Here is a 14383-nt window from a genome sequence, read left to right on the forward strand (position 1 = left end):
AAAAAAGTACAATATTTGCCTTTTTAAAACCTAAAAAAAATGCTCGAAAAAAATTTCTCAGGATTTGTTTTAGAAACTGGAACTGATGAAGCTGGAAGAGGATGTCTAGCTGGTCCAGTCACGGCCGCTGCCATAATTTTACCCGAAAATTTTGAAAATAAAATTCTAAATGACAGTAAGCAGCTTTCTGAAAAAACAAGAGCGCTTTTAAGGCCTATTATAGAAAAAGAAGCCCTATGTTTTGCCGTTACGCATTTGTTTCCCGACGAAATTGACGAAATAAACATTCTAAATGCTTCAATGAAGGGAATGCAGGAATGTATTTTAAAATTAAAACACGTTCCCGAATATATTATTGTGGACGGAAACCGCTCTTTGAATGCTAAACTTGGACTTAAAAATAATTTTGGGAAACAGTTTTCGCAAGATGAAATTGCACTTTTAAAATCGATTCCGAATCAAAGTATTATAAAAGGTGATGGGAAATACTTAAGTATTGCTGCTGCGTCTGTTTTAGCAAAAACGTATCGTGACGAATATATGGATCAAATTCATGAAGAATTTCCAATGTACAACTGGAAACAGAACAAAGGATATCCAACCAAAGAACATCGTGAAGCCATCAAAGAATTTGGAACCACAAAATATCACAGAATGAGTTTTAGGCTTTTACCCGAGCAATTAGAACTCGATTTATTTCCATAAAAAAAACGACCTATTCAATAGGTCGTTTTTTTTATTTTTTACTTTTTAAGAATTCTGCAAATGTTTTGGTATCATAATAAAAAGACCTTATGGCAGCAATTTTACCATCCTTCAAATCAAAATGTTCTGAAATCGGAACCGACATTGTTTTGCCTGATTTCTTAGATCTACAGTTTATCGTAAAATAAATGATTACTTCATTTTTAGAAGCATCACTAAAATAAACGGGTTCTTTTTCTATTTGCAAATCAAAAAACTCAGTCGATTTTGTAAACATTTTAGTCCATTCGCTAAAACCAATATAAGTTCCTCCATAAGGCAAACCTGCAGCTTGATTGTAAACAGCTCCGTCTGCAATTAGACTTCCCAGAGTATCAAAGTCTCTTGTTTTAAAAAGACTTTCGTAATATTTTGCTATTACTTTCAAATTATCAGCTTCCAGATTTTTCAAAACATCCGCTTCAGACGGAGCTGCTCCTTTATCCCAAAAACCAATAATTTTACTTACTTGACCTTTTCCATTCAAACGCGCAAAGTCGCGGACAGCCAGTATAAGGTTATTTTTAGAATCGAAAATTTTCCATTCCCAGGTGACATAATTATCTTTTACAATTTTGGTTCCCGAAGTTAAAACTGCATCTGGGTTTTTCTTGTAAAATTCGTTGATAACATTATTAAACGCAGCAGTTCCTTTTATAGAAGCCGAAGGATCTTCAAAAGTACTATCTTCTAACCAGATTGATTTAATCATCTTTAATCTGGTATCGCTGTTTTTTTCCTGCCACACTTTTTCATAAACGGCAACTGGATATAATTTATCTTTCTTTTGGGCAAAAAGACCATTAAGCACAAAAAGAAAACAGAATAAGTAGATTTTTCTCATAAGCAATCAGTTAGAATAAAATTTAAATTTAATAGTACAAAACCAAATTTAGCATAAATAGCTAAGAGAACTACAAGAAGTATAGGATTTGCCATCCCTGCAAAATCTTAACTTTTGCGAAATGGTTTTTCCGTTTTTTCAATATAAATTTAAGAAAAAAACTGCTTTCTATTAAAAAAACAAGCCTAATTTACTATTCAAGAGCCCCATTGCTAATTCACTAAAAACAAAAAACCCGTTTCAAAATCGACGCTTGAAACGGGTTACTTTTTATTAGTAATTATTTTTTAAACAAATTCGGCTTCGAACAGCTCAGTTAAATGTTTGATGATTTTAGCTTTTACTTCTTCTTCATCTACTTTTTCTACTCCAAGTTCTACGTTTAAAGAAGTAACGCCTTTTCCACGAATTCCACACGGAATAATATTGTCAAAATATCCTAAATCGACATTTGCGTTTAAAGCAAATCCGTGCATGGTAACCCAGCGTGAGGCGCGAACGCCCATTGCACAGATTTTACGTGCAAACGGAGTTCCTGCACCAAGCCAGACTCCAGTTTCTCCTTCACTCCTGCCCGATTCTAATCCGTATTCTGCCAAAGTCAGAATTATGGATTCTTCTAACAAACGCAGGTATTTATGGATATCAGTAAAGAAGTTTTCTAAATCTAAAATCGGATAACCTACAATTTGTCCGGGTCCATGATAGGTAATATCTCCACCTCGGTTGATTTTATAAAAAGTCGCTCCTTTGGCTTCGAGCTGTTTTTCGTTTAATAATAAATTTTCAAGATCACCGCTTTTTCCTAAAGTATAAACATGAGGATGCTCAACAAAAAGCAAATAATTTGGCGTTGGCAGATCTAGTTCTTCTCTTCTGTTCTTTATTTTTAAATCTACTATATCTTTAAAGATTTCTTCTTGATATTCCCAAGTCGATTTATAATCTTTATTGCCCAGATCCTGAAGTTGGATTTTTTTGTTCATTTTAATTATTTTTCAAACTCAACATCAAAGTTCAGTTTGTCGGGATTCTCCATATAATCCGTAAAAGAGTATTGAATTGTAATCGATTTTCGATCGTCGCTAAACAAAGCTGTTGGGTTAGAGACTTTCTTTATTTTTTTTGGAAAATGATATTTTACAATATAGCTAGACGAAGCAAACATCATTTTAGACATATCTCCAGCCGAATCTTTTGCCTTTGCTGCTTTTTTCTGCTCATCGACCACTGTTTTTCTTGTAAATTTCTTTCCGTCATACGTATAACTTAATTTACTGCCATTATCTCCGAAACCGCTTCCCATAGGATTTGCGCCTCCTTCTAATTTTTGCAGTGTCCCTAATGTTTGCAAAATATCTTGAAGTTCGTTTACATTTTTAAAATCAGTCGACATGTTCATTAAAAACTGTTTTTTCTCCGAACTTATTTTTGTTGATACAATATAACTCTCCAGTTTTTTAAGTTGTTTTTGGGTTTCTGGCGACAACTTGGCAATACTGTCTTTTTTCTCTTCAAACACTTTTTTGAAAGTAAAAGTCGTATCAATATCTTTTTTGTTATCTCCCATTTGACCCGCAATCTGATCGCCAGCCATTTCCATTAAAGCAGAACCATCCATATCTACAGAGAATTTCCCAGTTCCGTTATCGTTTATGTAAATATTCTCAGTGAAAGTACAGCTAGTTAAAGTCGCTATTAAAAAAGAAAAACTAAGTAGTTTATATAGTTTCATTAATGTTCTATTTTTTATCAAAGATACAAAGACTATTTTTAAAAACACATTTTATCGAAAACCTCAATTATTGCTCAAATTCTACTTTAAAACCAAAATCCACACTACTCTCCTGCATATTATCCAGAGGAACTTCTACAGTAAAACCTTTTCTGTCTTTTGTTAGTACTGCATTTTTAAGCGAAACTGTTTTAATCTTTTTGGGGAATTGATACTCAGCGGTATATTTACATTCTTTCATCATTTCTTCCATTTTTTTAGAGAATGGATCGTCGCTTTTATCTTTCTTGTTTTCTTTTTTCTTTTTAACTTTTTTATCGTCTTTAGAAGGAGTAACCGTTTTAATGAAAACCTTACCATCATAAAAAATGGTAGTATTAGACTTTTCTTCTGGCTTTGGCGCAGCACTTAAAGCTCCTAATCTCTTTTTATCTGTCGCAGCCAGCGCTTCTAAACTTTCAGCAGGTGTTGCAATAGTTTTAAAATCTGTTCCACTAGGAAAATCAATTGCCATAGTATATTCAAATTGCTGTTTCTCGTCGTTTACTTTCATGCTAACTTTAAAATTCTCCAAAATTTTAAGTTTCTCTTTTTCTTTCTCCAGCATCTCGATTTTTTCTTTATCTGCATCTGGTAATTTAGAAATACTGTCTCTTAACTTGTTAAGCATATCTTTGAAGGTAAAAGTAGTGTCTACTACTTTATTAACTTTAGTCGAGTCACTTTTTTTCATCCCCATTTTATACATCGGAGACATATCAAAACCGTACGAAAAAGTTCCAGATCCATCTTCGTTCATAATCATCTTTTCTTTAAGAATACAACTTGACAGACATAACATTACAAAAAAGCAAAGTAGAGTTTTTTTCATTTTTTTAGATTTAGGTTGTACAGGCGAAGATACTTTCTTTTAATAATTATTTGATTGTAATCTAAAACAACTTCAAATTTGTCTTTTAAGGATTCATATAAACAACTAATAATCAATCATTAAGATCAAAACTGATTTTATACTTCTTAGAAATGAATTCAGTACAACAGCCATCAATGCAGACTAAAGATGATTGAAACCCAATAAATTGATGTCACAAAAAATCTAAAATCTGCATTCTAAAATCTGCATTCTTTTCTTTATCTTTGCACACTTAAAAAAATAAAGCAAAAATGGCATTATCAGAACAAGAAATCATCAGAAGAGAAAAACTTCAAAACTTACGCAACTTAGGAATCAATCCTTATCCAGCTAATCTTTTTCCTGTAAATCATACATCTAAGCAGATAAAGGAATCATTTGAAGAGGGTAAGAAGGTTATCGTTGCGGGTCGTTTGATGAGTGTTCGTGATCAAGGTAAAGCTTGTTTTGCTGAGTTGCAAGATAGCGAAGGACGTATTCAATTGTACGTAAATCGCGATGTTTTGTGTGAAGGTGATGATAAAACTTTGTACAATCAAGTATTCAAAAAATTAACCGATTTAGGTGATTTTATTGGTATTGAAGGTGAATTGTTTACTACACAAGTTGGTGCAAAATGTATTCGTGTTTCTGGTTTTACTTTCTTGAGTAAAACTTTGCGCCCGCTTCCGTTGCCAAAAGTTGACGAAGAAGGAAATGTTCACGACGCATTTAATGACGCTGAATTACGTTATAGAATGCGTTATGTAGATTTAACTGTAAATCCACAAGTTAAAGAAACGTTCATCAAACGTACTAAATTGTTCAGTGCGATGCGTGGTTATTTTAACGATGCAGGATATTTGGAAGTTGACACTCCGGTTTTACAATCCATTCCTGGTGGTGCTTCGGCGAGACCATTTATTACACACCATAATTCGCTTGATATTCCGCTTTACATGCGTATTGCAAATGAGTTATACTTAAAAAGATTAATTGTTGGTGGATTTGAAGGTGTTTATGAGTTCTCTAGAAACTTCCGTAACGAAGGTATGGACAGAACGCATAACCCTGAGTTTACTGCAATGGAAATATATGTAGCTTACAAAGACTACAACTGGATGATGGAGTTTGCTGAAGGCTTATTAGAGCATTGTGCGATTGCTGTAAATGGTACAAGCGAAGTTACTTTTGGTGAGCACAAAATCAACTTTAAAGCGCCTTATGCACGCGTTACCATGACAGATTCTATCAAACATTTTACAGGTTTTGATATCTCTGGAAAAACAGAACAAGAATTGTTTGAAGCAGCACGCGGAATGGGAATCGAGGTTGACGAAACAATGGGTAAAGGAAAATTAATTGATGAGATTTTTGGAGCTAAATGTGAAGGAAATTATATTCAGCCAACTTTCATTACTGATTATCCAAAAGAAATGTCTCCGCTTTGTAAAGAGCACCGCGATAATCCAGATTTGACGGAGCGTTTTGAATTAATGGTTTGCGGAAAAGAAATCGCAAATGCATATTCTGAATTAAATGATCCTATTGATCAAAGAGAGCGTTTTGAAGATCAAATGCGTTTGGCTGCAAAAGGTGATGATGAAGCAAACGGAATTATCGACGAAGATTTCTTAAGAGCGCTTGAATACGGTATGCCTCCTACTTCTGGAATGGGAATTGGAATGGACCGTTTGATTATGTATTTAACAAATAACGCTTCTATTCAGGAAGTTTTATTGTTCCCTCAAATGCGTCCTGAGAAAAAACAACTAATTGAACTTTCTGATGAAGAAAAATTCATTGTAGATTTATTGAAAGGAAATGATAATAAAATGGATCTTCAGCAATTAAAAATTACTGCAAATTTAAGTGGTAAAAAATGGGATGCATCTATGAAAAACTTATCTAAACACGGTTTGACTAAAGTTGCTGTTGAAGGTGAATTTAAATTTGTAGAATTGGTGGGGTAAATTCCAAAATTAAAATTCCAAATTCCAAGTTGGATTTTATAATATTCAAACCCGACAGGTTTTAAAAACCTGTCGGGTTTCTTTTTTTAAAGGAATACTTCTTCCTATCACCATTTAAAACAAAAATCAAAACTTATTTTTAAAAAACTGAAAAACAACACTTTACTTTTTCTAAATTGTTTTACAAGAAAATACTTTCACAAGACTTGCTATACCACTAAAAAACAAAACAAAATTTGGTTAGCACTGAATATGCAATTGATTTTGTTTTTGCTTTTTTTTAGCAAACAAATTACTACATTTGAAGAAAAAATAGACTTTATATAAAGTCTATTTTTTTTTAACCCAAACCCATTCAATTAACATTTTTCAACCAATCCTTTAAATGAAAATTAGAAAAATCGCCCCAAACGAAGACTTAGAAACAACAGTCAACAAAAAAAGAAATCGTTACAAAATTGCTATCATCGCTGCTATCTTTATTTCAGCTGCAGGATTTTTAGGATTTAAATATTTTACGCCTAAAAAAGAAGCTGTTTGTTTAGGTACAGATACCAAAATCTATGATACCTACAAAAACGCCGTTGTACTTGTAAAGCATAAATATGGCTATTTTGCTAAAATTAATGGAAAAGAAATTCCGCTTAATGTTGAGGATGCTAAGGACGAAACCATTTACGGAACAGGCTTTTTTGTAGATACAGAAGGAGACATGATTACCAATAGACATGTTTTACAGCCATGGAATTCAACTGAAGAAGAAAGTGAGAAAGTAAATACTACTATTCGAAATCTGAGAATGAAGATTGCTTCTATCCTTACTACCGATGTTTCTGAGGAGGATTATGAAAGTTTTATTAGCAACAACTGGTCACATGCTTCTGTCTCGTATGATGAAGGTGAAGGAGAGGGAGAATATGAAGAATCGAGCGAAGAGACTAGTGAGTCAGCGGGTGAAGAATTTGTTAGTTCTAATGAAACAGAAACAGATACATCGCAAGTATCAACTGATATCGCAGCATCTATTCCAGTAAAAGAATATGTTTCTGCAGAAAATATTGAAGTATATGTAAAAACAGTAGACATTCAAGTTGCACTTCATAATTCTGATAGCGAATGGATTAATTGTGAAATGAAAAAAGTTTCAGATGACAGCAATATTGATTTAGGTATTTTGCAAGTAGCTGATCATAAAACTCCTCAAACCGTTACCAATATTATAAGTCTTGATAATATTGTTGACAATGATACTTCTCTAGCTCCAGGGCAAAAAGCGATAATGGTGGGCTATCCGATGGGAATAGATTTGGCACAGACCAATTCTGGTATAAAAGTACAGCTTTACAATGGTCAAATAAGTAAAGAATCTGATGGCAACAAAATTCAATACAGTATAACTTCTACACATGGTGCTAGTGGTTCACCTGTTTTTAATGAATGTGGCCAGCTTATTGCAGTTAATTTCAGTGGATTCGATCAGGTGCAGGGTTTCAACTTTGGAATTGTAGCTAAGCATATTCAAGCGCTCTAATTTGGGAAAATCCAAAAAAAAGACACTTAAATCTAATCGGGTTTTCACATTTCCAATCAAATAAAAATCGACTTAATCAATTATGAATAAATTTTTTAGCATCTGTGCACTACTGTTCTGTTGTGCCGCTTTTTCACAGATTCCAACTCTGGATGTCGAAAATCAGAAAAAAAATTCGGTAATCTTACAGGAGGTAAAAATTGAAACCAAAATTCTAGGAAATCTTGCTTCAACTACAGCTACTTATACATTTTACAATCCTGGCGACAGAATTTTAGAAGGAAATTTTACCCTTCCGTTGCCAGAAGGAGTAAGCGTGAGTGGTTATGCTTTGGACATTAATGGAAGCTTAAGAGATGCCGTTCCTGTTCCAAAAGAACGAGCTAAAGAAGTATTTGAAAGTATTGAAAAAAGAAATGTAGATCCAGGGATTATTGAAAAAGTAGCCGGAAACAATTTCAGAACCAGAATTTATCCCATTACAGCTAGAGGCAGCAGATTTATTAGAATTACGTACAATCAGGAATTGAAAAATTCGGCTACTGATTATCAGTATTTTTTAAGTTTTGCCAATGCAGTTAATATCCCAAAATTCAATCTGAAAGTATTAGTTAATGAAAGTCTGAGCACTCCTAAAATTACGGAAAATCCAGATGGAAGTTTTACTTTTCAGAAAAAAGGGAATCAATGGGTTGCTGAAATTAATAAAGTAAATTTTACGCCAAATGAAAGCCTTAAAATCGCTATTCCAAAAGTAAACGAATCGTCAAATGTGATGCTTCAAAAAGCTTCTGACGATAAATCTTATTTTGCGGCAAGTGTTGCGATGAATTTCCCTGTAAAGGAAAAAGCAAAATCTCAAAAAATTGCTATTATTTGGGATAATTCATTTAGCGGATCAAAAAGAGATCGTCAAAAAGAACTGGACTTTCTTAATGCGTATTTTTCAGACAACAAGAATGTTGCAGTCTCTTTTGTCCTTTTAAATAATATCCTTGAAAAAACAGAAGAATTTACTGTTTCTGGAGGAAACTGGAATGCCTTAAAAGACAGAATTCTTAATCTGAAATATGATGGCGGAACTGACTTTAGTGCTTTAAAAGAAATTTCATCAATAGACGAATATCTTTTATTTTCTGACGGAATTTCTAATTTTGGCGATTTAACTTTAAAATTCAAAAAACCGGTCAACACTATAACGAGCACACCAACTTCTGATTTTAATCTGCTGAAACTTTTAGCATCGCAATCTGGAGGAAATTTTATCAATCTTAACGAATTAGATACGCAATCTGCTCTTAAAACATATAAAAGGCTTCCTATTGTATTTTTAGGCTTTAAAGAAACAAATACGCTTCAAGAATTGTTCCCCAATGTTGGAACCGCAGTAAACGAACCAGTGAACATATTTGGAATTTCATCTTCAAACTTGAATAAACTTACTGCTGTTTTCTCAGTAGGAGATAAGAAATTTGAAGTGCCTGTAGATTTTACTAACGCTGTACAAGTAGATAATTGGCCTCTTGCACAATTTTGGGCGCAAAGAAAAATTAATGATTTGGAACTTAATTCAACACAAAACAGCGATGAAATTAGAAATCTGAGCGAACAGTTTGGGGTTGTAAGCAAGAACACCAGTCTTATCGTATTGGAAGATGTTAATGATTATGTGCGTTTTGGCATCACACCTCCACAAGAATTATTACCAGAATACAACAAAATCGTTTCGCAAAACAAAAAACAAATTTTAGAAAAAAGAAGAAATCTTCTATCTAAAGCTTTTGATAAAACACGAGAATTGACAACTTGGTGGAACAGTGAATTTAAGCCTACAGAAAAAAAACAGTATCCTACCATTTCTAAGCAGTCACAAAAATTGTCGTCGGCAGAAGAAAGTGTTGTTAGCGATAATGCTGTATATTCTGCCGAAAGTAGAGCAGGCGATAAAAAAACAGCTACAGGTAAAATAACTTTGGTAGATGTAGAAAGCACTCAAGAGTATATGAAAGATTTTCAATCTTTACAGTCTCCTGAATTGATTTATCAGAAATATCTTGAAAATCGTCCGAAATATGAGAAACAGGTAACCTATTATTTTGATGTTTCTAAACTCCTATTCAAAAAAGGAGACAAAGCACTTTCTCTAAAGGTTTTAAGCACATTAGCAGAACTTGATTTGGAAAACGAAGAATTGTACAAAACGATCTCTTACTTATTGAAACAAAGAGGTAATTATGAAAAAGAATTGTGGATTACCCAAAAGATTCTAGAATGGAGACCATTTGACCCTCAAAGTCATAGAGATTATGCATTGGCCTTGGTAGACAATAAAAAACCTCAAGAAGCTCTTAATATCTATAAAGGCATGCTGTATCAGGAATATACCGATGAGATTTCTGTGAGAGATAATGGTATTGAAGAAATCTTGATTATGGAAATCAATAATATTTTGAGCCAAAACAAAAATGTTGATGCAAGCAAAGTTGATGATCGTCTAAAAGCAAATCTTCCAGTAGACATTCGTATTGTTATTAACTGGAATAAAGACAATACAGATATAGATCTTTGGGTTACAGATCCAAGAGGAGAAGATTGTTCGTACTCGCATAAATCTACAGAAATAGGAGGACGATTAAGCAACGATTTCACTCAAGGTTTTGGTCCTGAACAATTTTTACTTAAAAAAGCAATTAAAGGGAAATATAAAATCAAGACGAATTTCTTCGGTGAGAGGCAAAATATTCTTTCTGGACCAACCACTGTAATGGCAGAAGTTTACCTTTACTATTCTGATGGTAGACAGGAACGAAAAATTGCTGTTTTCCAGAGTCAAAAAGAAAACAAACGCGAAAGTGATAGTAAAATTCTAATTGGAGAATTTGAATTTTAGAAAAATATATAAAATCCAAGATTTAAAAATTCCAAACTCCAAAATTAGGATTTATAATATTTCAAACCTGACAGATTTCAAAATCTGTCGGGTTTTTTATTTTAAAACAAATACTTCTCCAATTTTTTCCCTTGAATATCCAAAACCTTTGTGCTTTCTTTTGGAATATCCCCTTTTATAACTGCTTGAACTGAAGGATTAGATGGATATTTTCCACCTTTCATTTTTAGAAGATGAAATTTTCCTCCGCTTTCAAATATCAAATCATAAAATTTTTCTGTTGCTGAAGTGGTTACATAAATTGGAAAATCGGTTACAGAGAAACGATTAATTACAGTTCCGTCATTCTTCAAAATATAACCTGAACAGCCTCCGCTTCCGCAGAAATAAGAATTAGAGAAACCAACAAAATATTCCTCTTTCTTATCGTTATTTAAATCGAAAGCTTCATAATAGAAAGATCTGTCTTCTTTTGTCATTGCAGGTAAATCTTTCTCCAATAAAACCAGCAATTGTTTTCGGATTAATGCTACTTCTTTATCATTTTTTTCGGAAACTTCACTTAAATCAGCCGTTCCGCCAAGAGTTTTAGATAAGGTATCTTGAACAATTGTTTTTACAATATTTTTTGAATTGTCTTTGTTTTGGCAAGAAGATAATGCCAAAATTGCAATTAAAATCAGAAATCTATTTTTCATAATCTGATGTTTTAAATTCGCGATCAATTATACTAATAATGCTGCTTTATTTTCAATATCATTCTGCATCAATAATGATTTTATGTTATTGAAAGTCACCAATGCAATTTGAGTCAAAGCTTCGTTGGTAAAAAATGCTTGATGCGCTGTTACCAATACATTCGGAAAACTCATTAAACGCTGAATCGCGTCGTCTTGAATAATATCTGCCGATAAATCTCTAAAGAACAATTTTTCTTCTTGTTCGTAAACATCAATTCCTAAATAACCTATTTTCCCTTCTTTTAAGCCTTCAATAACCGACGATGTTTCTATTAATCCACCGCGGCTCGTATTGATAATCATAACACTGTCTTTCATAAAAGTCAGCGAAGTTTTATTGATTACATGTTTCGTCTGATCGTTTAATGGACAATGCAACGAAATAATATCACTCACCTTGAAGATCTCTTCTAAACCAACAAAAGAAACGCCGTCTTTTTTCATATCATCGCTTTCAACAATATCATACGCCAAAACTTTACAGCCAAAACCTAATGCTATTTTAGAAAATGCTTTTCCGATATTTCCTGTTCCTATAATTCCAATTGTTTTTCCGAATAAATCGAAACCTAATAAACCGTTTAAAGAGAAATTCTGTTCCCTAACTCTATTATAAGCTTTATGTGTTTTTCTGTTTAAAGTTAAAATCATTGCCATTGCATGTTCTGCAACCGCCTGTGGAGAATAAGCAGGAACTCGGCAAACTTTTATGTGGTGTTTTTTAGCGGTTTCTAAATCGACATTATTAAATCCAGCGCAACGCAAAGCAATTATTTTTACTTTTTTTTCTGCTAATTGTTTAATGACCGTTTCGTTTACAATATCATTTACAAAAACACAGACAATCTCACATTCTTCAATTAAAGCAACAGTCTGAGGATTTAACTGTGTTTCAAAAAAATCCAGCTGAAAACCAAAATCTTCATTGTATTTATTGAAAAACGTTTTGTCGTAAGGCTGTGTGGAAAAAAAGGCGATTTTACTCATGGTTCTGGAATTAATTCTTCGTTTCAAATTTCTTGATACTTTAAAAATAAGAAAATATTTTCAATGCGCGCTTAACAAAATCATTAATCAACTACTTTTCAACCTGTTAAATAAAACATAATTTTAAAATAGTGATTAAACCTGTTTTAATTAATAAAGTCTAATCTTAAAAACAATTAAAAAAACTTGAATATGAAAAAATTATTTATCGCAGCTATGTTATTTGTTGGAATAGCAAGTTTTGCACAAGAAACGGATCAAAAACCGGCGCGTGAACAAAGAGAGAGAATGACTCCAGAACAGCGTAATGAGAAACAGCTTCAAAAACTGACTACAGAATTAAGTTTAGATGCTAGTCAGCAAGCACAGATAAAGCAGCTTTTAGCAGATAGAAGTGCAAAAGCCGAAAAATTTAGAGAAGCTAGAAAAGAAAAAAAAGATAGCAACACAAAACCAACTGCTGAAGAAAAAGCGGCTTTCAAAAAACAAATGGAAGACGAAGTCGCAGCAAATGATGCTAAAATGAAATCGATCTTAAAAGCTGATCAATACACAAAATGGAAAGCCCTACAAGAAGAGAAAAAAGACAAAATGAGGGATAAAATGAAAGAGCACAAAAAAGATAAAATCTAATTTGATGCATAAAAAAAAGAGGCTTTTTAAGCCTCTTTTTTGTTATCTAAAATGTTTTCGAAACTTTATCAATCGCATTGATCGTAAAATCTAAATCTTCGTAAGTTAATGCATCTGTAATAAACCACGTTTCGTATGCAGATGGCGCAATGTAAACACCTTCTTGCAATAATCCGTGGAAGAATTTCTTGAATGTTTCGTTATCTCCTTTTGCAGCAGTTTGGAAATCAGTAACTGGATTGGCATCAAAGTGAACCGAGATCATAGAACCAACTCGATTGATTGTAAACGCGACATTATTTGCTTTTAAAACTCTATCAATTCCTGCTTCTAAATAAGCTGTTTTTTCTTCTAAACGAGTAAAAACTTCTCTATCCGAATCAAGTGCTTTTAGCATTGCCAATCCCGCTGCCATTGCTAATGGATTCCCAGATAATGTTCCCGCTTGGTAAACTGGTCCAAGAGGAGCTAAATAATTCATAATTTCTTCTCGTGCTGCAAAAGCTCCAACTGGCAATCCACCACCGATAACTTTTCCGAAAGTCACGATATCAGCATCGATACCATATAATTCCTGTACACCACCGCGAGCCAAACGGAAACCTGTCATTACTTCATCAAAAATCAATAAGATTCCGTTTGCAGTACACAAATCTCTTAAGCCTTGCAAGAATCCTTCTTGAGGAGGAATACATCCCATATTTCCTGCAACTGCTTCAATGATAATCGCAGCAATTTCTCCTTTATTAGCTTCGATTAAAGTTTTTACATTCTCTAAATCATTGTATTTGGCTAACAAAGTATCTTTTGCTGTTCCTTCTGTAACTCCAGGGCTATTTGGCGAACCAAAAGTTACAGCTCCACTTCCTGCCTGAATCAAAAATGAATCTGAATGTCCGTGGTAACAACCTGCAAATTTTACAATTTTATCTCTTTTTGTAAATCCTCGAGCCAAACGAATTGCACTCATACAAGCTTCTGTACCTGAATTTACAAAACGAATTTTATCAATATTTGGAACCATAGAAACAGCCAAAGCAGCGATTTCAGTTTCCAATTCTGTAGGCATACCAAATGAAGTTCCTAGTTTTGCTTTTTCAATAACAGCATCAACAACTGGCTGATAAGCGTGACCTAAAACCATTGGTCCCCAAGAGTTAATATAATCTATTAATTTGTTTCCGTCTTCATCATATAAATAAGCACCTTTGGCACTTTTTACAAAAATCGGAGTTCCGCCAACGGCTTTAAATGCTCTTACTGGTGAATTTACTCCTCCCGGAATTACTTTTTCTGCTTCAGCAAAAAGCTGACTACTTCTTTTATATAACATTCTTATTTTTGATTTTAGAATTCAGATTTTAGATTAAAACTGAAAACCTATTTTAATTTCTAGATTAATTTCAACAGAACT

The 14383-nt window shown here is 33.2% G+C and carries 12 protein-coding genes; 5 read left to right on the forward strand and 7 right to left on the reverse strand.

Annotated features, from left to right (window positions below):
• Positions 1-39: 39 nt before the first annotated feature.
• Positions 40-705 carry a ribonuclease HII gene (gene rnhB, locus NCC77_RS00350; RefSeq protein WP_250833884.1) on the forward strand — a complete coding sequence of 222 codons (666 nt, stop codon included), beginning with the start codon at positions 40-42 and terminating at the stop codon, positions 703-705.
• Positions 706-736: 31 nt separating this feature from the next.
• On the opposite strand, the gene NCC77_RS00355 is transcribed toward rnhB, so the two are convergent.
• The 4 genes from NCC77_RS00355 to NCC77_RS00370 form a co-directional block, all read right to left on the reverse strand.
• On the reverse strand, positions 737-1588 hold the full coding sequence (locus NCC77_RS00355; RefSeq protein ID WP_250833885.1) for a nuclear transport factor 2 family protein: 852 nt from the start codon (positions 1586-1588) through the stop codon (positions 737-739).
• 287 nt (positions 1589-1875) lie between these two features.
• On the reverse strand, positions 1876-2574 hold the full coding sequence (gene lipB, locus NCC77_RS00360) for a lipoyl(octanoyl) transferase LipB (RefSeq protein WP_095928748.1): 699 nt from the start codon (positions 2572-2574) through the stop codon (positions 1876-1878).
• A gap of 5 nt (positions 2575-2579) precedes the next feature.
• Positions 2580-3323 (reverse strand): hypothetical protein, encoded by a 744-nt coding sequence (locus NCC77_RS00365; protein ID WP_250833886.1) that lies wholly within the window; start codon positions 3321-3323, stop codon positions 2580-2582.
• 67 nt (positions 3324-3390) lie between these two features.
• Positions 3391-4194 (reverse strand): hypothetical protein, encoded by an 804-nt coding sequence (locus NCC77_RS00370; protein ID WP_250833887.1) that lies wholly within the window; start codon positions 4192-4194, stop codon positions 3391-3393.
• A 293-nt stretch (positions 4195-4487) separates the two neighbouring features.
• Here NCC77_RS00370 and lysS point away from each other — a divergent pair, with 293 nt between their 5' ends.
• The 3 genes from lysS to NCC77_RS00385 all read left to right on the forward strand — a co-directional run bounded on the left by lysS (position 4488) and on the right by NCC77_RS00385 (position 10609).
• A complete protein-coding gene (gene lysS / locus NCC77_RS00375) occupies positions 4488-6188 on the forward strand; it encodes a lysine--tRNA ligase (RefSeq protein ID WP_095928745.1) in 1701 nt (566 codons plus the stop codon).
• Positions 6189-6573: 385 nt separating this feature from the next.
• Positions 6574-7719, forward strand: coding sequence for a S1 family peptidase (locus tag NCC77_RS00380; protein ID WP_250833888.1), 1146 nt, complete (start codon positions 6574-6576; stop codon positions 7717-7719).
• 82 nt (positions 7720-7801) lie between these two features.
• The gene (locus tag NCC77_RS00385) at positions 7802-10609 is read left to right on the forward strand and encodes a DUF2135 domain-containing protein (protein ID WP_250833889.1); all 2808 of its coding nucleotides are present in this window, start codon (positions 7802-7804) and stop codon (positions 10607-10609) included.
• A gap of 101 nt (positions 10610-10710) precedes the next feature.
• Here NCC77_RS00385 and NCC77_RS00390 read toward each other — a convergent pair whose 3' ends face one another.
• On the reverse strand, positions 10711-11307 hold the full coding sequence (locus NCC77_RS00390) for a hypothetical protein (protein ID WP_250833890.1): 597 nt from the start codon (positions 11305-11307) through the stop codon (positions 10711-10713).
• A 27-nt stretch (positions 11308-11334) separates the two neighbouring features.
• Positions 11335-12336: a 2-hydroxyacid dehydrogenase gene (locus NCC77_RS00395; protein ID WP_250833891.1), complete on the reverse strand. Its 1002-nt coding sequence runs from the start codon at positions 12334-12336 to the stop codon at positions 11335-11337.
• Between the two features lie 192 nt (positions 12337-12528).
• Between NCC77_RS00395 and NCC77_RS00400 the strand changes: the two genes are divergently transcribed.
• The gene (locus tag NCC77_RS00400; protein WP_250833892.1) at positions 12529-12969 is read left to right on the forward strand and encodes a DUF4890 domain-containing protein; all 441 of its coding nucleotides are present in this window, start codon (positions 12529-12531) and stop codon (positions 12967-12969) included.
• A gap of 46 nt (positions 12970-13015) precedes the next feature.
• Here NCC77_RS00400 and hemL read toward each other — a convergent pair whose 3' ends face one another.
• Positions 13016-14302 carry a glutamate-1-semialdehyde 2,1-aminomutase gene (gene hemL / locus NCC77_RS00405; protein WP_250833893.1) on the reverse strand — a complete coding sequence of 429 codons (1287 nt, stop codon included), beginning with the start codon at positions 14300-14302 and terminating at the stop codon, positions 13016-13018.
• Positions 14303-14383 lie beyond the last annotated feature (81 nt).

The sequence above is a fragment of the Flavobacterium tyrosinilyticum genome (assembly GCF_023656565.1).
Lineage (GTDB): Bacteria > Bacteroidota > Bacteroidia > Flavobacteriales > Flavobacteriaceae > Flavobacterium > Flavobacterium tyrosinilyticum.

Coding starts and splice junctions, on each gene's coding strand:
- NCC77_RS00395 (WP_250833891.1), bottom strand. CDS start 12,336: ATGAGTAAAATCGCCTTTTTTTCCACACAGCCTTACGACAAAACGTTT.
- rnhB (WP_250833884.1), top strand. CDS start 40: ATGCTCGAAAAAAATTTCTCAGGATTTGTTTTAGAAACTGGAACTGAT.
- NCC77_RS00400 (WP_250833892.1), top strand. CDS start 12,529: ATGAAAAAATTATTTATCGCAGCTATGTTATTTGTTGGAATAGCAAGT.
- NCC77_RS00385 (WP_250833889.1), top strand. CDS start 7,802: ATGAATAAATTTTTTAGCATCTGTGCACTACTGTTCTGTTGTGCCGCT.
- lysS (WP_095928745.1), top strand. CDS start 4,488: ATGGCATTATCAGAACAAGAAATCATCAGAAGAGAAAAACTTCAAAAC.
- NCC77_RS00355 (WP_250833885.1), bottom strand. CDS start 1,588: ATGAGAAAAATCTACTTATTCTGTTTTCTTTTTGTGCTTAATGGTCTT.
- lipB (WP_095928748.1), bottom strand. CDS start 2,574: ATGAACAAAAAAATCCAACTTCAGGATCTGGGCAATAAAGATTATAAA.
- NCC77_RS00370 (WP_250833887.1), bottom strand. CDS start 4,194: ATGAAAAAAACTCTACTTTGCTTTTTTGTAATGTTATGTCTGTCAAGT.
- NCC77_RS00390 (WP_250833890.1), bottom strand. CDS start 11,307: ATGAAAAATAGATTTCTGATTTTAATTGCAATTTTGGCATTATCTTCT.
- NCC77_RS00365 (WP_250833886.1), bottom strand. CDS start 3,323: ATGAAACTATATAAACTACTTAGTTTTTCTTTTTTAATAGCGACTTTA.
- hemL (WP_250833893.1), bottom strand. CDS start 14,302: ATGTTATATAAAAGAAGTAGTCAGCTTTTTGCTGAAGCAGAAAAAGTA.
- NCC77_RS00380 (WP_250833888.1), top strand. CDS start 6,574: ATGAAAATTAGAAAAATCGCCCCAAACGAAGACTTAGAAACAACAGTC.